The sequence below is a fragment of the Clostridium magnum DSM 2767 genome, from assembly GCF_001623875.1.
Classification (GTDB): domain Bacteria; phylum Bacillota; class Clostridia; order Clostridiales; family Clostridiaceae; genus Clostridium_AM; species Clostridium_AM magnum.
This window is the reverse complement of sequence record NZ_LWAE01000012.1, coordinates 13,241-36,965: the sequence shown is the minus strand read 5'-3', so window position 1 is coordinate 36,965 and position 23,725 is coordinate 13,241. Positions and strand designations below refer to the sequence as shown.

Annotated in this window: 16 protein-coding genes, 6 tRNA genes and 3 other annotated features; of the genes, 10 read left to right on the top strand and 12 right to left on the bottom strand. The window is 34.5% G+C overall.

What is annotated here, in order from left to right; translation table 11 throughout:
• Window positions 1-18 precede the first annotated feature (18 nt).
• From CLMAG_RS27045 to CLMAG_RS27025, 5 genes are all read right to left on the bottom strand, one after another.
• Complete coding sequence (locus CLMAG_RS27045; RefSeq protein ID WP_066630189.1) at window positions 19-1,359, bottom strand: tyrosine-type recombinase/integrase; 1,341 nt, start codon at window positions 1,357-1,359, stop codon at window positions 19-21.
• A gap of 52 nt (window positions 1,360-1,411) precedes the next feature.
• Window positions 1,412-2,317 (bottom strand): AEC family transporter, encoded by a 906-nt coding sequence (locus tag CLMAG_RS27040; RefSeq protein WP_066630187.1) that lies wholly within the window; start codon window positions 2,315-2,317, stop codon window positions 1,412-1,414.
• Between the two features lie 160 nt (window positions 2,318-2,477).
• Window positions 2,478-4,499 carry an oxidoreductase gene (locus tag CLMAG_RS27035; protein ID WP_066630185.1) on the bottom strand — a complete coding sequence of 674 codons (2,022 nt, stop codon included), beginning with the start codon at window positions 4,497-4,499 and terminating at the stop codon, window positions 2,478-2,480.
• Window positions 4,500-4,568: 69 nt separating this feature from the next.
• The gene (locus CLMAG_RS27030) at window positions 4,569-6,545 is read right to left on the bottom strand and encodes an oxidoreductase (RefSeq protein WP_066630183.1); all 1,977 of its coding nucleotides are present in this window, start codon (window positions 6,543-6,545) and stop codon (window positions 4,569-4,571) included.
• Window positions 6,546-6,571: 26 nt separating this feature from the next.
• Window positions 6,572-7,717, bottom strand: coding sequence for an iron-containing alcohol dehydrogenase (locus CLMAG_RS27025; RefSeq protein ID WP_066630181.1), 1,146 nt, complete (start codon window positions 7,715-7,717; stop codon window positions 6,572-6,574).
• Between the two features lie 231 nt (window positions 7,718-7,948).
• Between CLMAG_RS27025 and CLMAG_RS27020 the strand changes: the two genes are divergently transcribed.
• Window positions 7,949-9,205 (top strand): PucR family transcriptional regulator, encoded by a 1,257-nt coding sequence (locus tag CLMAG_RS27020; RefSeq protein WP_066630179.1) that lies wholly within the window; start codon window positions 7,949-7,951, stop codon window positions 9,203-9,205.
• Between the two features lie 108 nt (window positions 9,206-9,313).
• Here CLMAG_RS27020 and CLMAG_RS27015 read toward each other — a convergent pair whose 3' ends face one another.
• Together CLMAG_RS27015 and CLMAG_RS27010 are read right to left on the bottom strand one after the other, a co-directional pair.
• The gene (locus CLMAG_RS27015) at window positions 9,314-11,332 is read right to left on the bottom strand and encodes an oxidoreductase (protein WP_242873149.1); all 2,019 of its coding nucleotides are present in this window, start codon (window positions 11,330-11,332) and stop codon (window positions 9,314-9,316) included.
• Between the two features lie 250 nt (window positions 11,333-11,582).
• A complete protein-coding gene (locus CLMAG_RS27010; protein WP_066630175.1) occupies window positions 11,583-13,022 on the bottom strand; it encodes a sodium:solute symporter family protein in 1,440 nt (479 codons plus the stop codon).
• A gap of 239 nt (window positions 13,023-13,261) precedes the next feature.
• Window positions 13,262-13,511: a binding site (T-box leader), on the bottom strand.
• A gap of 143 nt (window positions 13,512-13,654) precedes the next feature.
• Here CLMAG_RS27010 and CLMAG_RS27005 point away from each other — a divergent pair.
• Window positions 13,655-13,927 (top strand): hypothetical protein, encoded by a 273-nt coding sequence (locus CLMAG_RS27005; protein ID WP_139264226.1) that lies wholly within the window; start codon window positions 13,655-13,657, stop codon window positions 13,925-13,927.
• 63 nt (window positions 13,928-13,990) lie between these two features.
• Window positions 13,991-14,560 (top strand): MEDS domain-containing protein, encoded by a 570-nt coding sequence (locus CLMAG_RS27000; protein WP_082832107.1) that lies wholly within the window; start codon window positions 13,991-13,993, stop codon window positions 14,558-14,560.
• Between the two features lie 186 nt (window positions 14,561-14,746).
• On the opposite strand, the gene CLMAG_RS26995 is transcribed toward CLMAG_RS27000, so the two are convergent.
• Complete coding sequence (locus CLMAG_RS26995; protein ID WP_066630171.1) at window positions 14,747-15,121, bottom strand: hypothetical protein; 375 nt, start codon at window positions 15,119-15,121, stop codon at window positions 14,747-14,749.
• 142 nt (window positions 15,122-15,263) lie between these two features.
• Window positions 15,264-16,532: a sequence feature (most likely nonfunctional fraction of RNA operon), on the bottom strand.
• 74 nt (window positions 16,533-16,606) lie between these two features.
• Window positions 16,607-16,862, bottom strand: a sequence feature (16S ribosomal RNA rRNA prediction is too short).
• Window positions 16,863-17,012: 150 nt separating this feature from the next.
• The gene (locus CLMAG_RS26985) at window positions 17,013-17,210 is read right to left on the bottom strand and encodes a cold-shock protein (protein WP_066630169.1); all 198 of its coding nucleotides are present in this window, start codon (window positions 17,208-17,210) and stop codon (window positions 17,013-17,015) included.
• Between the two features lie 409 nt (window positions 17,211-17,619).
• Between CLMAG_RS26985 and CLMAG_RS26980 the strand changes: the two genes are divergently transcribed.
• The 6 genes from CLMAG_RS26980 to CLMAG_RS26955 all read left to right on the top strand — a co-directional run bounded on the left by CLMAG_RS26980 (window position 17,620) and on the right by CLMAG_RS26955 (window position 18,167).
• A tRNA-Gln gene (locus CLMAG_RS26980) sits at window positions 17,620-17,694 on the top strand.
• Between the two features lie 3 nt (window positions 17,695-17,697).
• A tRNA-Lys gene (locus CLMAG_RS26975) sits at window positions 17,698-17,773 on the top strand.
• Window positions 17,774-17,816: 43 nt separating this feature from the next.
• Window positions 17,817-17,907: transfer RNA gene (locus CLMAG_RS26970), tRNA-Ser, on the top strand.
• Window positions 17,908-17,916: 9 nt separating this feature from the next.
• Window positions 17,917-17,992 (top strand) — tRNA-Val (locus CLMAG_RS26965).
• Between the two features lie 15 nt (window positions 17,993-18,007).
• A tRNA-Glu gene (locus CLMAG_RS26960) sits at window positions 18,008-18,079 on the top strand.
• A gap of 13 nt (window positions 18,080-18,092) precedes the next feature.
• Window positions 18,093-18,167 (top strand) — tRNA-Gly (locus CLMAG_RS26955).
• A 57-nt stretch (window positions 18,168-18,224) separates the two neighbouring features.
• Here the strand turns inward: CLMAG_RS26955 and CLMAG_RS26950 are convergent.
• The 3 genes from CLMAG_RS26950 to CLMAG_RS26940 form a co-directional block, all read right to left on the bottom strand.
• A complete protein-coding gene (locus tag CLMAG_RS26950) occupies window positions 18,225-19,520 on the bottom strand; it encodes an APC family permease (protein WP_066630167.1) in 1,296 nt (431 codons plus the stop codon).
• Window positions 19,510-20,247, bottom strand: coding sequence for a gamma-glutamyl-gamma-aminobutyrate hydrolase family protein (locus tag CLMAG_RS26945; RefSeq protein WP_066630165.1), 738 nt, complete (start codon window positions 20,245-20,247; stop codon window positions 19,510-19,512). Before CLMAG_RS26945 ends, CLMAG_RS26950 begins: the two co-directional genes overlap by 11 nt.
• Window positions 20,248-20,380: 133 nt before the next feature.
• A complete protein-coding gene (locus tag CLMAG_RS26940; protein ID WP_066630163.1) occupies window positions 20,381-22,408 on the bottom strand; it encodes a sigma 54-interacting transcriptional regulator in 2,028 nt (675 codons plus the stop codon).
• A gap of 141 nt (window positions 22,409-22,549) precedes the next feature.
• Between CLMAG_RS26940 and CLMAG_RS26935 the strand changes: the two genes are divergently transcribed.
• Complete coding sequence (locus tag CLMAG_RS26935; RefSeq protein WP_066630161.1) at window positions 22,550-23,617, top strand: M20 family metallopeptidase; 1,068 nt, start codon at window positions 22,550-22,552, stop codon at window positions 23,615-23,617.
• Window positions 23,618-23,725: the final 108 nt, after the last annotated feature.

The following is a 23,725-nucleotide window of genomic DNA, read 5'->3' as shown; positions in this document are numbered from 1 at the left end:
CATCGGAGTTTACACAGACTATTTTATACTTCTATGTTTTTTTAGAACCGATAAAGTTATATTAGGATCCTTGCAGTTTCCTCTCAATAAATCCTTAATATTATGCTTTACATGTTTTTTGCCAAATTTATTTACAAATAGATACTTTTGATCACCAGGAACTTCCATTAAATATTGAATTAAAGGCTCAACTATAACTGGAGGTACGTGTTTTTCTTTGCTGTCTCCAATTATAATAACTTTTTTCTCTATGTTTACATTTTCTTTTTTAATATCCAAAATTTCAGTTTCATTAAATCCAGCATAGGCTATAAGCATTAGAATTATTGAAACCTTAAATTTTCCTTTTAGAACTAACTCTTGAAAAAAATTCTCTATATATTTTTTATCTACCAGATATTTATTTTCATTTTTTAATCTTTCCGCTTCTGAACAGGGTATTCGTCTATGTCCCCAATAGTTTTTATAACTTTCAATTTTATTACTATTACACCATTTAACTATAGTGGAAGGAGCTGCTCCAAATAATTCTGCAAACTGTTTAACTGTAAGCATTTCTTTTATTTTTTTATTTGTGTAGTCCTTTTTTCTAGTTGAGTAGCCCAGTATTTCATCTATTTCTTTTTCGCTGTATCCTTGAGATTTAAGTTTTAATATATAAAAGTTTCTTAAATTAGTTATGGTTACATTAGGATTAGAACGATTCTTTCTAAGTATCCAGTGTATTCCTGTACTAGTATATTTCATATCTCTTTCATTTGTAAATAAATAATCTTTTATTATCTCTTCATCTCTTAAATATAGTTTCAAAGAATTTTCTACTGCTGAGTTCATTGCTATATCCCTTTTATATTTACCGCTTATATAAATTTTCCTGTTATCAAAATCTATATCTGTTAACTGAAGTTCAACTACTTCACTAGGCCTTAATCCTGCATAGGCTATTAGGCAGAGCATAGTAGAATTTTTAATACTGTCATTTGAACAAACTTCCATAAGTAAAGCTTCAACATCTCTTTCACTTATTTTTACCTTTTCAACTTTTTTCTTAGGAGTTTTTATTATTAAGTCGTTAGTAGCAACCATTTTTTCTTGTATGCCTTCATTTATGAGAAATTTATTATAGGATACTATAAATTTAATATAGCTATTCACATAGCCTGTACTATACTTTGATGATAAGTATTGTATATATTGTGTCACTGTACTTTTTTCCAGCTTACTATGACCAAGAGGCCTTTTCATTTCTTCCTGATGCCAATGCATAAATTTCTTAAGATAATATTGATATAAGTTTAGAGTATTTTCACTATAGTCCTGTTTCAATAGATAACTATTATACTTGATTATTAAGCTCATTATTTCCTCACATTATTAAATTTAATTCATGCTTTCCTTAATAAAACATTGTTTATATTACTGAAACAACAATAGGTATCGTAATTATGGATAAAACAGTAGTTAAAAAGACACATTTTGAAGCTGTAACTTTGTCTGAATCATATTTTTCTGCAAAAACTCCTATTAAACTTGCAGTTGGCATTGATACTAAAATTACACATATTTGCAAAAGAGTCTTATCACTGCCTAATATTTTTAACATAGCACAAACTAACAATGGTGCAACTATAAGTTTTACAAAATTTAAATAGTAGACATCAAAACCTTTAAATACATCTTTTAATCTAACATCTGCCAACATTGCTCCTATTATAAGCATTGAAATTGGAGTTGTCATATTTCCTATACTCTCTAAAGTTTTAAGTAATGGTGAAGGAAGCTTTATAGAAAAAAGAAATATTATAATGCCTAAAGCAGTAAATATAAGAGGCGTGTTTATAAGATTCTTCTTTATACTTTTGAAGTCACTTTCACTTGAAAAAAGCATAACTCCATAAGACCATATAAAAACATTAAAGGAGATTAGAAAAATTGATGTGTAAAATACTCCTATATTCCCAAATATACCTTGAGTTACAGGAAATCCTACAAATCCACAATTTGAAAACACCGTTGCAAATTTAAATGCACTTTTCTTAGAATTCTCGAATTTAAAATATACTAATTTACTTAAAATTATTAAAATAATATGTATTGCAATAGAATATAAAAGCATCATAATGCCTTTTTGTAACATATCAGTTGAAAACTTAAAATTAAAAGAATATAGAATCATAAAAGGTAATGTTAAATTCATTAAAATATTTGAAAGCCCCTTACTTACCTCATCTGTAACTATTCTTTTTTTTCTTAAAATAATTCCTACTATCAGCATAAGCATTAGTATAGTTATCTGATTTATAATAGTAGTATTCAAAATATTCCCCCCTGTACTTCTATAAAAATATATAACTCCCTCTAACTGTATTATACGTTATAATATGTCAAAATCAAAGTTAATTTATTAAATGAGCAAAAGTGCCTTTAATTTGTTTATATACTGAAGGCACTTTTGTAGACATTGAAATAATTTAAGGCTAGATATGAAGAGCAGCTTGGAATGCCTGGTTCACTGCTGTACCGATTGTACCAACTTTCTGACAGTCACCAACTATATAAACATTGGTTTCAGGAGCACAGTGGCGAAGTTCTTCTACCTTATCTGTTCTTGAACGCATTCCCATAGCAAGCAGTACCGTATCTGCTTCGTACGTAGCAGTCTTTCCAGTTTCAAGGTTATCACAGATAACCTTATCATCACAGATTTCTTTAAGACGATTGAAGTATTTTATAGGAATACCTTTGTCTTTAAGTATAGTCTGAAATTCCATAGCACTGGTACCTGAACTTTCCATAAGCTTGAAGAAGCTCTTTTCTGGATCCTCCATTTCAATAATAGTTACATTTTTTCCTTCATCATGAAATTCAATTGCAGCTTCAATACCAACAGCACCGGCACCTACAATAACAATTTTATCTCCAACAAGATTCTTGTCAGCTTCAGCATCAGGAGCCCAGTGTACATGCTTCTTATCAATTCCTGGAATACTGGAAGGAATGATAGGATCAGAACCAACTGCAATTATAATTGCATCATAATTCTCAGTATCAAGTATATCTTGTGTTGCATCTGTATTAAATAAAATTTTTGCACCTGCAGCTTCGCACTGTGCAGCTGTATGTTTAAGCCATTTTAAATAATCCTGGCAATCAACTTTAAAAGGAAGAATTGCAGCCCCTTCTACATTCCCACCAAGTGAACTGGATTTTTCATAAAGAGTTACATCGTGTCCACGGTCAAGCAATGTCTGTATTGCCTGGATTCCAGCAGGGCCTCCTCCTATTACGGCAACTTTCTTCTTAACAGGCACCTTTGGAACAACACCATCTCTAAGTTCACTTGTCATTCCTGAAATAGGATTAACGGCACAATAGATTGGTTTTGGAATAAAAAGATGTTTTACACAAGTATCGCAGCGCAAACATGGACGTCTGTCTTCAGGACGATTCTCAGCATACTTTCTAGGCATATCAGGATCTGCCATAAGCGGACGACACATAGCAACAAAATCAGCCCATCCATTAGCAATAATTTCCTCCGCATATTCAATACTGGTAATAGAACCTACTGTAGTCACTAGAAGATCAGGATAAGCCTTCTTTACATCTCGTGCAAAATGAACATTAAAGCAGCGGTCCATCATATAGTTCTGGCACCAGTTACGGTAATATTTCATATTGAAGTCACTGTGAAGTCCGGCAGAAACGTGAAGAATATCAATATGATCCTTCAATAATCCGATAAGTTCAAGTGTTTCTTCAAAATGCATACCCTCTTCTGCGATTTCATCAGCAGAAATACGAAATTCGATTACGAAGTCTTCACCCACTTTTCTACGGATAGCATCACATACTTCAATAGCGAAACTTGCCCTGTTCTCAGTTGAACCGCCATATTTATCTGTTCTGTGATTGTAAAGAGGGCTGGTAAACTGTGAAATAAGGTTACCATGTCCACCATGAACAAGACAGATATCCATTCCTGCTCTTTTCATCCGTGCAGCAGCATCAGCATATTTTTCAACGGTTTGTGCAATTTTTTTATGTGTCATTTCAATTGCTGGAATAGGATCTCTTCCGAGGGTTGCAGCACGTGTAGCTTCACTTGAAGAAATGTTTGGTGATGAGCTGTAAGGAGGGTGTCCTACAGTCTCAAAAGCGGTATTTTCACCATTATGATTAATTTCAAAAGAAGCATGGCAGCCATACTGTTTGCCCATATCAGCATATAATGTTAATGGGAAAATGCATCTGTCATCGCTAAGGTCAAGCTGAAAAGCTTCATCTTTACATTCTGTAATATCAATAGAACAGTTGCCCACATACAATGTGCATACGCCACCACGTGCAAACATACGGAACCAGTCTACAAATTCCGGTGTAACCAGACCATCAGTACTGGCAAGATTAGGAGACGGTGGTGCAAGAACGATACGGTTTTTAAAGTCTATACCTCTTATTTTAATAGGCGAGAAGACATGGGTAAATTTTGATCTCATTTCATTCATCCCCTTCTACTTAAAAATTTACGTCTCCGTAGCCCTTACGAAGGCTTGTCTAAGATTGTTTTAATTTAATCTATATGCTTCTGAAAAGCCTGTAGATACTGCATTTGCAATTCTGCCAATTTGTGCAGAATCACCAATTTTAATTACCTTATCAAAGTTTGTACTTAACTCTTCTGCTAAAGTCTGATCAGCATATACTCCTAAAGAAAGCACTACATGCTCAGTTGAAAGTTTCTCTTTTTCACCATCTTTCTTTTGTAATATAATCGAATCATCTTTAATTTCTACCAGTTTATAGGATGGCATAAAAATCGTATTCATTTTTTCTAATCTACCTTGAACGTCAGTTAAGTTTTGCCAACTTGCATCAGGACCAATTCTATCTGCCATTTCCACAACATAAACCTTGTTATTCATTGTTCCTAATAATTCCGCTGTCTCTAGTCCCGTCATGCCAGAGCCCACAACTACAACTTTTTTATTTGAAACCTTTACTCTTCCTGACAAAATATCTGAACTTGTACAAACATTTGTACCTTGCACACCAGAAATGGATTTTGGTACTACAGACTTAGAACCGGTGCCTATAAATACTGCATATGGGTTCAATTCCTCAATAGCTTCTATTGTTGCTGGAGTATTTAAACGAACTTCAACTCCTAATTTTTTTAGCTGAACTTGAAAATACTGAATAAGCCAATTAATTTTTTCTTTGTGAGGTGGCTTATTTGCTAAGCATAATTGTCCACCAAGTTCTGCATCTTTTTCAAATAATACTACCTTAAACTTACGCTCTGCAAGGATACGTGCCGCCTCCATTCCAGACGGTCCTCCTCCGACAATAACTACCATACGCCCGTTTCCATCTTGTCTAATATCATTATAAAACCATTCGTGAGCAGTCCTTGCATTAATTGCACAGGAAAATGGTTCGCCTATCATACCGTTAGACTGCATAGAATCCATACAATTTAAACATGACATACATCTGCGGATTTCATCTACTCTGCCTTCAGCAGTTTTCTTTACCCAATCTGGATCAGCTAATAAGCCTCTAGCAATGGTTACACAATCTACTTTTCCTTCTGAAATAATTTTTTCAGCAAAATCTGGATTACGGATAGTACCTACTCCAAATACAGGCACATTAACAGCCTTTTTAACAGCTTCTGCTAAATATATTTTCCAGCCTTCTTGGTAAGAAGTAGGCTCCCATGCCTTATTCATTGTTTCATAAATTCCAGCAGATACATTTACAGCATCTAAACCAAAAGGTACAAGATACTTGCAGATCTCTACAGCTTCATCTAATAATAATCCATCCTCTTTAATAGGGAATACAGAATCTCTTAAAAATTCATCAGCAGAAATCCTCATAATTACTGGGTACTCACGGCCAACTCGCCCGCGAATTCCTTCAATTATTTCTTTAATAATACGAGCTCTATTTTCAGTAGTTCCACCATATTCGTCAACTCGTTTGTTTGTATATGGGGATATAAATTGATTTAGCATGTATCCATGGGCTGCATGAAGTTCAACGCCATCAATGCCAGCTTTATAGCATCTTTCCGCTGCATTCACAAAATCCTGTACAAGGCTCTTAACTTCTGCGTTTGACATTTCACGACATTCTGCTTGTGTCAGCATACTCTTTATACCACTTGGGGAGATTGTTGGCTTTCCGCCAATGGCTTCACATACAGTTTGACGTCCTGGATGATGTAGTTGAACAAAGATAGCACCATCATAATAATGTACTGCATTTGCAAGCTTTCTAAGTCCTTGGATACATTCATCGGTGGCTGCAGAAGTTTGACGGGGCATCATAATTCCAGTATCATTGTTTACTCGTGTAACCTCGGTAATAATAAGCCCTGCTCCTCCTTTAGCTCTTTCCGCATAGTATGCACATTCACATTCAGAAACAGTTGCATTATCATTTGCTGTTCCTGACCCCATAGCACCCATTACAACACGATTTCTTATTTTTAAGCTTCCAATATTAATCGGAGACAGTAAATTCTCATAACTCATAAGTAAAGCCCTCCTAATACTTTCTATTAATATGCATCATAGATTTGTCCAAGTAATCCTGGAATCATCTCGTCTGTTACAGTAACACCTCCAAAGTTGCGTAAAGGTTCGTTACGTACATAATCTGTACAACTTAAAATATCTTCCCGTGTAATTCCTAGTTCTTTACAAGAAGGAACACCTAGTGATTTCATAAATTTACGCACAGCATCTGCAACTGTCTTTCCAATGACAGATTCATCTTCACTGTCAACTGTAACACCCATGATTTTACCTATTTTTTTAATTTTTTCAGAAAATGCTGGAGCCGTTAACTCTATTACAACTGGTGTCACTAATGCACATCCTATACCATGGACAATATGGAATTGGGCTCCTAAAGAATGCGCAATAGCATGACCAACATGAACCGTAGAATCATTAAAGGATTTGCCTGCAAAATTACTTGCTAAAGCCAGGTTATCTCTAGCTTCATAATTATCTAGCTCTCTACATGCAACAGGAAGCCATTTTACAATTCTTTCAATTGCATCATAAGCTAGTAAATCTGAGTGCGGATTTGGCTGCATACTTGTTAATGATTCAGTACAATGAGAAAAGGCATCCATGGCTGTATAAACTGTTATATTATTTGGCAGGCTAAGAGTAAGTTCTGGATCCAAAATTGAAAAAGATGGTGTTGATGGGCATCCTAATTTTTCATGATTTTTAGTGTCTGTAATAACTGCTACAAATGTACTTTCCGAACCAGTACCGGATGTAGTAGGTATTAAAATAAATCTTATTGGTAGATTTTTCATAGGTCCATTGTGAATCATATCATGGATTGTAATATCATTTGTAGCAAAACAAGCTATTCCTTTTGTCGTATCTAGGGCACTTCCTCCACCTATACCGATAATACCGTCAACCTTTTCTTTTTTAGCTATATTACCACCAGCTTCTACTATGTAGTCTGGTGCATCCATCTTTACATCATTAAATATAATAGTTTCTATATTTACCTTTTTTAAACTATCTATTACTTTTTGGCAATATCCTAAAGCCTCTGCATGTTTACCGGTTACAATCAGCACCTTGTTAAAACCTAACTCTTTAGCAATTTCTCCTGTTGAATTGACTGCACCAGCACCGTAAGCTACTGTACAGAGTTGACCATATCTTCTTATCATTTTTATTCCCCCAATTAATTTTGTTATTTTTTTATCAACTTTAACAAAATTATATCATCCATTATCTTCAATTTCTTCGTCCCATATTGAGATTTTCACTACTATACTTTGTAATTTTTTACAACTATGAGAATTTCATATTTATTATTGTGTAATTGTTTACCTCACTAATTTTTGATATGATTATATTAGTATAAATAGTAAAATATTAGCAAAAGGAGGTGTGATATTTTGCAGGACTTATTTGATATGCAGGTTAAGATAATTAATTTTACAAATAAATTATTAGAACTTTGTCAAAAAGGAACAACTGTGCAGCAACTTTTGGATGTAGGATATGAAAATCTAGGTAACCCCTTGCTATTAGTAGATGTATCTCTTTGTTTTATGGCTCATGCTGGAGGAAATACAATAAAAAATGAACCACTGTGGGAATGGACGCTTTCAAAAGGTTATGTGACTGAGGAGTATGTTAATTCAGTTATGAAAAATGATATAGATCAAGATTGGGAAAAAGAGCATAATCCAAATTCTAATTTAATTTTGTGGGAATCTGGATTATTAAACCATAGCCAATTGGTAGGCAGAGTTTTAAGAAATAAACAACCTTTGGCCTATTTAAAAGTTCTAGAATATAATAAACCAATTACTGAATTTGATGAACAAATGCTAATCACTCTCTGCAGATTTCTTTCTTTAAAAATTGGGGATTCAAGCGAAAATTTTTCATCCACTAATCCTTTAGTAGATTCATTTATTGCAGCACTGTTAAATCAAAAATTATATGATCATGATGCAATAAGTGAACGTGCAAAATTATTCAACTTAAAACTTTATGATAATTTATATGTTATTACTATTGAGTTAAATGATATAAATAAAAATCAAGACATACTTTACCACTTGAAGAGAAAGCTGCAAAATTATTTTAACAGAGATACAATAATTATTTATGACGAACATATTGTAATTTTGTTTGATGTTAAAGGGGAAAATATATTCAATGAAAATGAACTGGCTTTATTTAATCAACTATTGAAAAAACATAATTGTAGAGCGGGCATTAGTAAAGTTTTTCATGAATTATACGATTTATCAGAGTATTATAAGCAAACCATTACCAGTTTATCAATCGGAAGTCAATTAAACAGTTCTGAGCGGATTTTAAATTATAATAATTTTATAGTTACACATATGATTTTAAGCTTTGGAGACAAAACACGTCTTGAAATCCTTATTCACCCAATTGCAAAAACTTTAATTCATATGGACGAAGGAAAAAACAGTGATTTTTTTGAAACATTATGTGCTTATTTAAAGCATAATCAAGATGTTACTTTAACTGCAAAAGCCCTCCACATTCATTATAATACCTTAAAATATCGAATCAGACGTATTATCAAATTGACGAACATTGACTTTAAAGACAGTGAGCTGTTATTCCAAATACAATTATCAGAAAAAGTTTTAAAATTAATAAGGCAATAGATATGTTAAATAATGAGTTAATGATTCATCACTTACCAGAAAGGTGGTAAATTTGCGGATAAAAAGGGACAAGTACCAAACTGTCCCTATACCCGACCTTTATATAAATTACAAACGGCCAATGTTCCTTGCTATCATAAATGCCTCACTGGTAGCACTTGTAATGTTTCTAGGAGTTACACAGTCCCCTATTTGATAGAATTCTGGTGCGCAGAAATTCATTGCTATGGCTTCTTCACGTAAAGGTTTCTGACCTACTGCATAAATTATTGTATCTGCCTTTAATGTCTTCTCACCATCTGCATATTCACATACAATACCATTTTCTTTGATTTCTTTAGCCTTTGTATTAAAGTCTATCTCCAGACCACGTTTATTAATCTCAGTCTTAAGGCCTAGTATGTGCAAAAAATTGCCCCCATCGCTTATATGATCTGTTATTTCAATAATTTTAACTTTTTTATCCTTACTAATCAGGTGTAAGCCTAATTCAATACCTACCAGCCCTGCGCCAAGGATTACTACATGTTCGCCAATCTTATCAGTTGCTGTATAGGCATCCTGTACTGACATAACGTTTGTACCATCAATACCTGGTATTGGTGGCTTTACAGACTGTGCACCTATTGCTGCAATAATAACATCTGCATTTATTTTCTTTGCATACTCAGCAGTTACCTTTGTATTAAGATGGAGCTCAATATTAGAATCAACGATTTCTTCAGCCTGCTGGTTCAGATAATAGTCTAGCTTTTTCTTAAAGTCAACATCTTGCTCACAGCGAAGAACTCCTCCTAGACGGTTGCTCTTCTCACAAAGAATAACTTCATGGCCTCTATCAGCACAGGTCAGAGCTGCCTTCATTCCGCCAACCCCTCCACCAACTACCAGAACTTTCTTCCTAGCAGCTGCTGGAATATCATATTTCATCTCCAGTTCACGACCACTTTCCGGATTAATTGCACAGTAAGGTTCTCCATTTGTCAACTCACTTGAGAAACATGAAAGACATCGCATACATTTTCTTGCTTTGTCTTCCTTACCACTGCGTACTTTGTTTGGAAAGTCCGGATCTGCTAGCAGTGCACGTGCTGCTTCCACTATGTCTGCTTTTCCTGAAGCGATAATTTCTTCCATTAATTCCGGGTCACTTAAGGCTCCCACAGTTGCAACTGGTGTTTTCACATGCTTTTTAATTTCTGCAGCATATTTAACATTACATCCATCTCCAAGGAACATACTTGGGTGTGTAACAGCAAATACTTCTTCTACCTCATGGTTTCCAGCAGACACATGGATTAAGTCTACATGGCCGTCTAACTGTTTTGCAATAGCAATACCTTCATCTAAATCATAACCATCTCCATAACATTCTGAACCACTGATACGAACTTCAATAGGGAATCCAGGACCAACTTCCTTACGGATAGCATTACATACTGCTACTACAAGACGTGCACGATTTTCAATATCTGCACCACCCCATTTATCAGTTCTTGTATTCGTTTTCGGCGACAAGAATTGGTGAAGCAGCCAGCCATGACCTGCATGTACTGTAACCATGCCAAAGCCGCATCTTTTAGCCAGTGCTGCTCCTGTCGCATATTTCTGGATAGTACGTTCAATAATTTTCTCATCCATAGGACGAATGGTTCTTCCTGCTACTTCACATTCTACCGGTCCATAGGCGATCCCCTTGGATGCAGCACCGAAGAAAGAAAGATCCCGGTTTGCAAACATCCCTGTATGCTGAAGCTCTAAAGAAGCAACTGCTCCATAGCTCTTGATTCCATAGGCAATTCTAGAAAGTCCCCGACCGATGTTTGGAGTATCCAGACAGATGTGGGTAGCTCCGCCCTTTCCAAATTCGCCATCTACAATACCTTCGAAAGTCGCAACACTAGCTGCACCTCCTCTGGCTTTCCTCTCATAGTAAGCTGCAGCTCCATCATTTAAATAACCATCTCCATTAAGATTCTGATAACCAGTTGGAGATGCAAATATACGGTTGCGGAATAAAGTGTTACCCAAAATAATAGGTGTAAAGAGATGTGGATATTTACAGGTACTCATTTTAATTGCTCCTTTCAGCTTTTTAAGAATAAATAGTATTCTTAAAAATATCATATCACGCGTATTTTGCTAAATCCCCTTACACATTGACTAAATTTTCCATAGAATTTTATACATCATGTATTTCTATTTAACTTCTTAAAAAACTCATACTATATAAATTGTACACAGAATCTTAAAATCTTTTTTCAATTGAAAAAAGCCCTTTTAGGCTAAAAATTAAAAGACTGCTGACAAAATATATTTATCAACAGCCTGCCCTCCATCTGGGAGTCTTGCTTTTTAATTTAGGTTCTATTAAAATCTAACTAACTGCTTCTGAAATGCCACCAACTGCTTTTGGAATGTCAGCCTGTCTTTTATCTAATAAACTAGTTAATAAGAAAGTTATTAAACAAATAGGCCATTCTAAGAATATCGGATGTGAAACAACGTGGGTAGATGGTACGAATACCCATAATACAAGAATCAATATTCCTACAAGTAAAGTGGCTATAGCAGCACTCTTTTTGCAAAGTTTTGGTGCAAACATTGTAAATAGTATTATAATTGTAAATGCTGTAGTTAATGATAGCCCTATAAGTATAGTATTTAAGATTCCAACTACAGTACTAGCAAGTACATAAGTTAAAATACTAACAATTAAAACTACAATACGGGAACACATTAACTCTTGTTTTTTACTAAAATCTGATTTTACATATACTTTAACAATATCATTAACTACTAATGTAGAGCTTCCTAGAAGCATACCTATAGCTGTTGAAACATCTGCAGCCCATAGCCCTGAAAGAGTGAATCCTGCTATATATGGATTAAGGCCCATAACAACCTTTGGTAAAGCAAGAGCTGGATTCTTAAGTCCCGGGAACTGAACAGCAGCAATAATGCCATATATCGCTGCGATAAATCCTACTGGGAATATTATCAATCCTGCTAATAAAAATCCTCTTCTTGCAGCTTTTTCATCCTTGGCAGCAAATGATATTTGTACAACTGCTTGATTAGACAAAGCTTGAGTAATCATAACAACAAACCAAGCTAAAACTATAGCACCACCTACGCCAGAGATAGAATCAAACCAAGGAACACTAGGGTTACTTTCTAAAGCTGAAACTATTTGACCCATTCCTCCTGTATTATGAATCGCGGCTATAGCTCCCGCAATAAGACCTCCATATATAACTATTACATTTATAATATTGCTTAGCCCAGCTGCCCAGTAACCGCCTATTAAAGTAATACCAACAAAAACAACGGCTGTTACAAGCATTCCTGTTTTAAAGGTAAATATCCCTGGAAGCATTGCTGTCAATATTGATCCCCCAGCAACATATTGAAGAGCTGTTATAGTTATCTGAATAACCAATTGGCCAATTACGCCAATTAACTTTCCTGTTTTACCATAGCTATTACCTAGTAACTCTGGAACCGTAGTTATCTTCATGTTTCTAAATCTCTTAACTACTAATAATCCAGCTACAACAGCACCAGCAGCCCAAGCTGCATTATACATGCCAGCTGAAATACCTTTCCTATATGCACTTTCAGCAACTCCTACCGTTGAGGCTCCGCCTACTGCTAAACCTGCAACCATAACTGCTATTATAATACTTGGCATTCCTCTATTTGCTAATAAGAACCCTTCTGCCCCTCCATCTTTTTTAGATAATTTTGTAGAGTACCATGATACTCCGAATAACATTACTATATAAATGATAACAATAATTAATGGTATATTCATAAATTAGCCCCCTCTTAAATTATAAATCTATTTTCATCAAACTGAGCATGCATTGCTCATCCCACATCCATTATGATGTGTTTTCTCTGTCCCCTTATATAAACTTCATATCAAACTCACCTCCTTAATTCTATACAATTCTTAATTCCTTATAAACCTTTCTTATTACCCCAGATCAAATACTTGGTTATAAAGATTTTAGAATATATCAAAAAAAAAATTAACCGCCCTTTGAAATTTCAAAGGACGGGTTATTACCGTGTTACCACCTAAGTTTATCAACAACTCACGCTGTCGAACTCAATAAGTATCTAAATAAATACTTTACATTTTTAACGGATGTTACCGACACCTTCTACTTAGAAAATCAGTTCAAAGGGCAGCTCATAAGATGAATTCAGAAAATCTATTCCACGCACCTCTCATCAACCGGTTGCTTTCTGTGAGGAAATTTTGTTTTTCTTACTACTTCTTAGTCACAGCTTTATATTTCTTTGTTTTTTATTATGATATCTTTTTATTATAACTTTGTCAATACTTTTTTGAGATTTATCTAAGTTTTTTAAATTACTAATACAATTGGTCTTATATTACAAACTGCCTTAGAACTATGGTATAATTTAATAAACTTTATGAAGGGATGTGGAGATATGGCAGTTTACTTTATAACTATTGGAATTGAAATAGAAAAAGTAAATAGTGATGAAGAGAATTTAGGTGATCGCTTAAATGAATTCAGTTCTGAAGGCGATATTGGACTTTATAGAGAAAATGAATTTATAGATAAATTAAGTAAAGATGAAAAATTTAAATATTCAATGAATAGCATGTCTAATGAAGAGATAATTAATTTATTAAAGGAAAAATGTTATAATCTTATAGATGAATTTAGTTTAGGATTATAGGATTAGTTCTGCGTAGAAATATAACAAGTGGTACTGAAATCCTTCACTTGCTTCTGAGATAAAATTAAAGGTGATAGCCATAAAGAATCTTTACATGATATTTTTGGTACTGATTCTACATTTTATTACTATGGTATTGAACACCTTTTTATAAATCTACTACCTTATATAAAACATGGGGTAGAAAACGATGAAATTATAACTGTTTCTTTAGATAAAGATATATTTGATAAATTAATGGAATTGTTAGATATCCATGGAATAAATAAATCTAGAGTAATATTTTTCCCAGTAAAAAGCATGGTTATCGCTAATAATAAAAATGGTATTGATGGTTTAAAACAATTAATTCTAACTTTGTTAAAAGAAGCTGAAAGTAACAATTATAAAGGGGCAAGAATCATTGGACAACCATCCTTTGCTATAGGGGAAACATCAAAAGAAGACTTCCTTAAGTTAGAAGAAGTATTGAGGTATGCATTTATAGGAATGAAAGCTTCTGGACTTTGCATATATGATGCTTTTGATTACATACATAATAGAGATCTTATTGATGAAGATATAATAAAAAATTCATTAGATACCCATTCACACCTCTTATCTAACAATTGTTTAAATAAAATTAAAATTTAAAAAACAGCGAGTTAAATGTCTTTGAATTTATTGGATGCCTCTCTTTTAACTTTTATTTATTGATTAGTTTTATTTAGTGTATAGACAAGTTTAAATTAGAGAGGTAGTGGCCATTATAAACATGTCTATATCTTTCCTAATTACTGTTTTTTTCATATCTTGCACAACGCTAGTAGTATTTGCAATTTAATTTAAAGTATATTTAACGCCGTTGTCTGTAAATATACCAATCTTACCCATAAGTGTTAAACGCTTTTCCTCGTCAAATTTTATATTTTTAGTATTCGTCGGTTTACTTGCATTTGAATAAGATAACGTTACATGTGGAATTTCTCCTTTAAAATATCTTGCATATTCTTCTGGTAGAACCACTTTATAGCCTTCATTTTTATTATTATTTCCATAGTTAGTTACTTGTATTTCAACTTCCTTCCCTAGTATTTCTCTTGGTATTACTTTTGGTCTAAATTCAAGTGTAACATGGGGAATATCCACTTTATTTTCTAATGTTCCACCTAAGTTTTTATCATTTATGAAAATCCCTAAATATATAACATTCACGTCCAACCCCTCTTTTTTATATTCTATATTTGTTTTGAAACTACATAATTATTGTATATCTTAAAAACGTACAGTTTATACTTAGTGTATGTAAAATCTTCATTTATATTATTAGTTTCATTTTTGTTTGCACAAATAAAAAAACACTAGGTGTCAAAACCTAGTGTCTTCCTGTTACTTACCTGGCGACGACTTACTCTTCCACACAGTCTCCCGTGCAGTACCATCAGCACTGTAAAGCTTAACCTTCGTGTTCGGAATGGGTACGGGTGTTACCTTTACGTCATAATCACCAGATTTTATTTAGTTGAGAGTTAAGAATTAATAGTTAAGAGTTATGGTTGTTTCCCTTTTGACCACGGATCTTATCATTCGTAGTCTGACTGCTTTGATTCAAGTATATGGCATTCGGAGTTTGATAGGGTTCAGTAACTGTTGTCAGCCCCTAGCCCATTCAGTGCTCTACCTCCATTACTCATTCAAAACGCTAGCCCTAAAGCTATTTCGAGGAGAACCAGCTATCTCCGAGTTCGATTGGAATTTCTCCGCTATCCACAGCTCATCCCATGGTTTTTCAACACCAACATGGTTCGGTCCTCCACGGAATTTTACTTCCGCTTCAACCTGTCCATGGATAGGTCACCCGGTTTCGTGTCTACGACATGCAACTTTCCCAGAACTTCGCTGGGTTCGCTCAACAAAGTTGAGCATCATCGCCCTATTCAGACTCGGTTTCCCTTCGGCTCCATACCTTAAGTATTTAACCTTGCTACACATCGTAACTCGCTGGCTCGTTCTACAAAAAGCACGCCGTCGCACATAAAAGTGCTTCGACTGATTGTGGACACACAGTTTCAGGTTCTATTTCACTCCCCTTCCGGGGTTCTTTTCACCTTTCCCTCACGGTACTGCTTCACTATCGGTCACCAGTTAGTATTTAGCCGTGGGAGGTGGTCCTCCCTGCTTCCCACAAGGTTTCACGTGTCTCGTGATACTCTGGATTAGACCTGACTGCTCTTCCTTTTCACTTACAGGGCTTTTACCTTCTACGGCGGAGCCTTCCAGCTCTCTTCAGTTAAAAAATCGCAGTATTTATGGTCTATCCGCAACCCCAGGAACAAGTTCCTGGTTTGGGCTCTTTCCCTTTCGCTCGCCGCTACTTAGATGATTTGACGTCATCCCCACCTTCCTCCCGGTTAACCCGGGCAATCTCACTAGAGTGCTCAACTTAATGGTAGCAACTAATGATAGGAGTTGCGCTCGTTGCAGGACTTAACCTAACATCTCACGACACGAGCTGACGACAACCATGCACCACCTGTCTCCCTGCCCTGAAGGGCTTCATGCATCTCTGCACTATTCAGGGGATGTCAAGTCCAGGTAAGGTTCTTCGCGTTGCTTCGAATTAAACCACATGCTCCGCTGCTTGTGCGGGCCCCCGTCAATTCCTTTGAGTTTTAATCTTGCGATCGTACTTCCCAGGCGGAGTACTTATTGTGTTAACTGCGGCACAGAAGGTTGGACCCTCCTACACCTAGTACTCATCGTTTACGGCGTGGACTACCAGGGTATCTAATCCTGTTTGCTACCAACGCTTTCATGCCTCAGCGTCAGTTATGGTCCAGAGAATCGCCTTCGCCACTGGTGTTCTTCCTAATCTCTACGCATTTCACCGCTACACTAGGAATTCCATTCTCCTCTGGTGATACACCCGACTTGATCTTAACTACAGTATAAGCATAAGAATTATTAAAGAAAAAAATTATATAGATAAAATATTTAAGGTTTTGCCAGATAATGAAGATATGTATAAAGTAAAAAGGGCTTTAAATCAATATGTAGAAAACCCCCTTAAATAGAATACCTATTTAAGGGGCAAAATGCTCATTAATTACAAAACAGTAATATTTTCTGCTTGAGGTCCCTTAGGACCCTCAGTAACATCATAAGAAACCTTTTGACCTTCCTGAAGTGATTTGTAACCTTCTGAATTTATTTGAGAAAAATGTGCAAAAACATCAGTTCCATCATCTCCTGTAATAAATCCATATCCTTTTTCTCCATTAAACCATTTTACTGTACCAGTCATATTATACGTACCTCCAAATTTTATTATTTTTAAACTCATGATAATAAAATTCCCTGAAGATACTATATTTATTATAAATATTTGATTCCAAAATGCGCCAAGTTATGTATTAAAAATGGATTAAATGTAGATACCACCTATATGTATCCATTTAAACGGTTAAAAGAAATACATATAGGCTGTTATTAACGTAATAAAGGTGTAATAATTATTTTAGAATTTCCACTTTACAACGACGCCAGGTGTATCAATATAAGAAATTATTAATATAATTTCAAATACCGTAGGAAACTTAGCTTAATTTTAAATTATAGTTTATTATTCATCTTATAAATTTTTTATTCATGATATCATATTCTTCGCCGCTAAAAAAAGTGAGAGGCTTACGCCAAGTTAGACAGGCGAAAATTGGGATATCGCCAAGCGGTAAGGCACTAGACTTTGACTCTAGTATTCGTAGGTTCAAATCCTGCTATCCCAGCCATATGGTTTACTAGCTCAGTCGGTAGAGCACATGACTTTTAATCATGTTGTCCGGGGTTCGATTCCCCGGTAAGCCACCAAAAAATTAAATCCTTTTAAAAGTTGTTCATTTAAATTATCCGTGGAAAGATGGTCGAGTTGGTTTAAGGCACCGGTCTTGAAAACCGGCGTACGGGTGACCGTACCTAGGGTTCGAATCCCTATCTTTCCGCCACAAAACTTTGGGCGCATAGCTCAGCTGGGAGAGCACCTGCCTTACAAGCAGGGGGTCACAGGTTCGATCCCTGTTGTGCCCACCAATAAAATAATAGCATGGCCCCTTGGTCAAGCGGTCAAGACACCACCCTTTCACGGTGGTAACAGGGGTTCGATTCCCCTAGGGGTCATCATAAAAAATATGCGGGAGTGGCTCAGTGGTAGAGCGTCACCTTGCCAAGGTGAACGTCGTGGGTTCGAATCCCATCTTCCGCTCCATATATAATAAAAAGATACAGCCATCTTTAGTATATCGCTAAAGATGGCTGTATCTTTTTAACAAGTTTCGTTATTTTCTACTGATTTGCTGCCTTTCTTCATTATAAAGTATAATGGAATTCCTATTATTAGTGCTCCAAGTCCCCATATAATTTGAACTTTAGTTGCTTGAGTTAAAAGCCAGCAGCTAATACCTACAGATAGTATAGGAAGAACTGGTCCAAAAGGTACCCTAAAAGTAGATTCCAGCCCCGGTCTCTTTCTTAAAACTATAACAGCAAGACAGGTTGGTATATACTGTGCAAATCTTGAGATTGCACTTATTGCTGCAAGTTGTGTGAAACTTCCTGATAAAGCAATTGGAATAGTTAAAACAGCCACTAACACAATTGCTATATAGGGAGTACCTGCTTTATTTTTTTTAGCAATGCTTCTAGGTAAAAGCCCATCCTCAGCTAAAGCTACAGCGGATCTTGGAAGGATAAAAGATTCTGCTGCATTTATACCACCTATGGATACTAAAGTACCGATTGTAACTAAAAGTCCGCCAAAACCTCCAAGAAATATAGATGCTGAATCTGCTACAGGAGTGGTGCTAGATGCAAGCTTTACTCCTAAAGTTCCTATAGATACTGCTTGGACTAATATATATATTACAGATACTAAAAGCATAGTAAGTAAAATTGCTAAAGGCAAGTTCTTTTTAGGATTTTCCATATCCTCTGCTGCTACTGCTATAGATTCAAAGCCAGTAAAAGCAAAGAAGATTAATATTGCTGTAGCACCAAAACTTGATGTAGTTACTTTAGTAGGAAACATAGGCGTAAAGTTTCCACCTTTTATAAAGAAGATACCTACTGCTACAAATAATATTAAAGGCACAAGCTTACCTATGGTCATTATATTATTCAAATGTTTTGCAAAGTTAACCCCTAACATATTTATAATTGATAAACCTACAATTATACCTATTTGTATTGAGTTTTTAACTAAAGTATTAGATGCTGCTGGCCAAATACTAGTTAGTGCAGTGGTAAAGCCTACTGCAAAAGTGGCCCAAGCTATCATACCTATTACTAACTTCATAATGCCTACTTCAAAACCTATAAATTCTCCAAAGGCTTCCTTGGCATAAACATAAGGTCCTCCATTCTTATTAAATATACCTGCAACCTCTGCAAAGCATAATGTCATAGCCATAACCAATAGCATATCAAAAAAATAAACCCAAATACTTCCCGGACCCATAAGTTTCATAGCTTTTCCTGGAAGCAAAAATATACCTGTACCTATAACTCCATTAATTCCAAGTAGTATTATACTCCAAAATCCTAGTTTTTTCTTATCTCCCATTATTCTTCCCCCTTACATTGTTTAGTAATTCTTTAAATAGATTAAGCATCTTAGGATCTTTTTTAGCCATCATTTCAGGATGCCATTGTACACCTATTATAAAACCCTCTTCCTTTTCTATTGCTTCAATAACCCCATCCTTTGCTTTCGCTGAAACTTTAAAACCAGAAGCAAGTTCTTTAATTGCTTGGTGATGGAAACTATTTGTAAAAGTTCGTTCACCCAGTATCTCATATAGTTTTGTACCCTTTATTACATTTACAGTGTGACTTGGTACATCAGGCCTCGAATCTTGATGGTGCTTTATGTAACTTTCTTCAATTATTGATGTATCTTGATATAAAGTTCCTCCTAATGCTGCATTTAAAATTTGAAGCCCTCTACATATACCAAGTATTGGCTTCTTTAATTCTAATGCAATTTTAATGACTTTAATATCATATTCGTCCCTTTCTGGACACAAAAATCCCTGCTGCTGTATTGGTTCTTCTCCATATATTAAAGGATTTACATCATACCCTCCAGAGATTATTAAGGCATCCATACTTTCTATTTGCCTTTTTATACTTTCATAATCTGATATTAAAGGAAGTATAAAGGGTATACCTCCAGCCATAGCAACAGTTTGTACATAGTCATTATTTACATATGCTCTTTCATATCCCGGAAACATTCCTCCTTGATCAATTAATAAGTTTCCTATAATTCCAACTAACGGTCTATCCATATCTGTCCCTCCAATGTAACCTCTTAACAGTTTTAACAAGCAATTCTCATGCCAAATAATCTCACTTTAAGGATATGTTAAAAAGGAGGAAAAAATCGTTATTCCCCCCTCTTTTTATTGGTTAAACAGGTTATTAGTTCACCCTGTTTTTTACCCAGTTTATAAAATTCTTTCCCTTTATAGTAATTTCGCTGCCCCTTCTTCCTATACTTGATGTAATTACATCTAATTCATTCAGAAGTGTTAGAATCCTCCTTACCTCTGCTTCGGTAATGTTTATAAATCTACTGTTTAATATCTCCTCAATATTTTTTCTTCCTACCCCCATGTTATTTCCATTTCTCTCTTCAATAATCTCCAATATTTCCAAAGCATTTCTAAGATCACATTTATCTTTTAAATACTGATATTCTCTTTTATAGTCTACACTATGGTTTAAAATATAGAAGGGTATGTTTTCTATCTTAACCTCTTCTTCACTCATTAGTTCAATATAGTCCGCCGCATTCTTAAGTTCTCTAACGTTACCGGGCCAATTATAATTTAATAATAATTCCCTTACTTCCCTTGAAATTTTTAGATTTTGTTTTGAACTTAGATAGCTTTCTAGAAATAACATGATGTCCTCTTTTCTCTCTCTAAGAGGTGGAATATTTATAGGCAGCACATTTAATCTATAAAATAAATCCTCTCTAAATTTACCCTCATCTATCATCTCCATCAAGTTTCTATGTGTAGCAGCAATTATTCTTACGTTAATATCTACAACGCTTTGAGACCCTATCCTCATAACCTGTCTCTCTTGAATTACTCTAAGCATTCTAGTTTGAAGTGACAGGGGCATGTCCCCTATTTCGTCTAAGAAAATGGTGCCATTATGTGCCTGTTCAAACAGTCCTATTTTCCCTTCCTTTAAAGCCCCGGTAAAGGCTCCTCCTTCATAACCAAATAGTTCACTTTCCAGTAAACTCTCTGGCAAAGCAGCACAGTTTATCGCAACAAAAGGCTGTTTACACCTATTAGAAGCATTATGAATAGACTGAGCTAAAACTTCCTTACCTGTTCCACTTTCTCCAGTAATTAATACAGTAAGATCTGAACAAGCAGTTCTTTTGGCAAGGTTTATACACTCTTTCATTCTCACTGAATTAGTAATCATTTCCTGAAAATTATACTTAGCTACAAGACCATTATGTCTAAGCTTTTTACTTAAGTTTTGTTCTAGCTGCTTAATATAAGTTACCTCTTGTATATTAAAACAGAAGCCAATAGTTTGGCCTAAGGATTTTACAACTTGCTTATTAATATTTATATATATGCCTTTCAATTCTAGTATTTCGTCTTTAATAGTTTCTTTTCTTAATAATACTGCTACTTCCTTCTCTAACACATCTTCAATTTTTTTATCTTTAATATCTTCTCTAATAGAAAAAATGTTTTTAAAAGCATTATTATAAAAAGATATTCTTTCTTCATTATCTATGAATAAGAAACCATCCTTTGAAGAATTAATTATAATATCTAGCTCTTCATTTTTCACAAAAAGCTGTTTATAATTTTCTTTTATTCCGTTATTTAAATTTATAATGCTTTCAGAATAGTTTATAATTCTCTCACTCAAACACTTATCTTCTATGTTTAGTTTACTTGCTATTTTTATAAATGTGCTGGTATCTATCCACCTATTGCCAACATTTATTATTGTTTCTATGTATTTCGGTATCTTTTCTTCTTCATCTGGAGTTATTGCAATTTTAATATCTTCATAGATCTTACTTGGATCATAAGGAATAAGCTCTAGGTTATTTATTCCTATTTGATAAAGCAGTGATACAGTTTCTAAAGTAGTTTCCTTGTTATCATTTACAACTAATGCTCTAGTGTTCTTTGGAAGAGTAAATAACTTATATATTTCACTGTCCTTTAAGGTTCTTTCTATTATCACTATATTTTTTCTATTTAGCACATGTTTCTCACATTCTAAAGCCTTTTCTTTTATCATAAAGAGCACTACATCTTCTTTAATCATAGAGTTCTCTTTTAGTGCATCTATATAATAATTATTTACCTGTGCAAGGCCATTAAAAATACTGTTTAAGTTATTTTTCAAAAATTTTGCTAGCCTTGAATTACTATTTGTTACTACTGCTATGGTTTTCATTAATTTGCTACCTCCAAACTATTATCTATATAAAACTTTAACTAAAATACTATAATTTATCAATAAAAAATCATTATAATAGAGTTGGTACATTTCTTGCTTATTTGTATTAAGCATAAATATAACTAGGGGGTTTTGTAAATGGACTGTATAGAAATTACAAAAGAACTTATTAAAATTGATAGTTCAAACTTAGACGGAGCAAATAAAGCAATAGTGTTTTGTGAGAACATATTATTGTCTAATGGACTGAAACCTAAAATATTGGAGAACAATGGATTTAAAATTTTAGTATGTAATATTGGATCTGGAGATAAAAAAATAATATTGAATGGTCACCTAGACATTGTACCGGGAAAGGCTGAGCAGTTCATTCCCTATATAGATGATGGAAAACTTTATGGGAGAGGCAGTGCTGATATGAAATCTGGAGCTGCAGCTATGATTACTGCAATACTAAAGCTTAAGGATAAAAATTTACCTTGTGCGGTACAGCTCCAATTAGTCACAGACGAAGAAACTGGTGGAGCTAACTGCTCAAACTATTTAGTTCAAAAGGGATTTACAGGAGATTTTGTAATTTGTGGTGAATCTACTCAGCTGGGAATTGGTGTACAGGCAAAAGGCATACTGCAAATTTACTTAGAATTTTCTGGAAAATCTGCTCACAGCAGCAGACCATGGCAGGGAGATAACGCTATAGTGAAGGCTTTTGAAGCCTTTAAAATAATAGAGAACTTACCCTTTACTAAAGAAAAATCAGAGCTTTATAATTCTCCTTCTGTTAACCTATCTAAAATAGAGGGCGGAGATGTATACAATAAAGTACCTGATTACTGCAAGATGTGTCTTGATATAAGATTTCTTCCAGAACAGAATCCTATGGAGATACTAAAGCAAATTAAAGATGCAGCTGGCGTTCAAGTACATATTTACGCTATAGGCAATGCTGTAAAAACCAAGATTGATGACGTTTATGTAACAAAACTACATCATTCAATTAGTAAAATAACTAGTAATAAAGCTGCATTATTTGGCCAACATGGCTCAGCAGATACTAGATTTTACTCCAAATATGATATACCTGCTGTAGAATTTGGACCTATTGGACAAAACTGGCATGGCAATGACGAGTTTGTAATAGTAGACTCAGTTTACACATATGAACAAGTACTTATAGATTTTATATTAAATTTAGGTTCTAATTAGAATTGAAGTCTTCAATATTCTAAACCGATATTATAATAAAAAGGCTATCTTCTCAAGATATGTAGAAGATAACCTTACTTTTGTTACTCTTTTTCCGTATACCTCTTT

Coding starts and splice junctions, on each gene's coding strand:
- CLMAG_RS27045 (WP_066630189.1), bottom strand. CDS start 1,359: ATGAGCTTAATAATCAAGTATAATAGTTATCTATTGAAACAGGACTAT.
- CLMAG_RS27035 (WP_066630185.1), bottom strand. CDS start 4,499: ATGAGATCAAAATTTACCCATGTCTTCTCGCCTATTAAAATAAGAGGT.
- CLMAG_RS27030 (WP_066630183.1), bottom strand. CDS start 6,545: ATGAGTTATGAGAATTTACTGTCTCCGATTAATATTGGAAGCTTAAAA.
- CLMAG_RS27025 (WP_066630181.1), bottom strand. CDS start 7,717: ATGATAAGAAGATATGGTCAACTCTGTACAGTAGCTTACGGTGCTGGT.
- CLMAG_RS27015 (WP_242873149.1), bottom strand. CDS start 11,332: ATGATATTTTTAAGAATACTATTTATTCTTAAAAAGCTGAAAGGAGCA.
- CLMAG_RS27010 (WP_066630175.1), bottom strand. CDS start 13,022: ATGAATATACCATTAATTATTGTTATCATTTATATAGTAATGTTATTC.
- CLMAG_RS27005 (WP_139264226.1), top strand. CDS start 13,655: ATGAAGGGATGTGGAGATATGGCAGTTTACTTTATAACTATTGGAATT.
- CLMAG_RS26985 (WP_066630169.1), bottom strand. CDS start 17,210: ATGACTGGTACAGTAAAATGGTTTAATGGAGAAAAAGGATATGGATTT.
- CLMAG_RS26950 (WP_066630167.1), bottom strand. CDS start 19,520: ATGGGAGATAAGAAAAAACTAGGATTTTGGAGTATAATACTACTTGGA.
- CLMAG_RS26945 (WP_066630165.1), bottom strand. CDS start 20,247: ATGGATAGACCGTTAGTTGGAATTATAGGAAACTTATTAATTGATCAA.
- CLMAG_RS26940 (WP_066630163.1), bottom strand. CDS start 22,408: ATGAAAACCATAGCAGTAGTAACAAATAGTAATTCAAGGCTAGCAAAA.
- CLMAG_RS26935 (WP_066630161.1), top strand. CDS start 22,550: ATGGACTGTATAGAAATTACAAAAGAACTTATTAAAATTGATAGTTCA.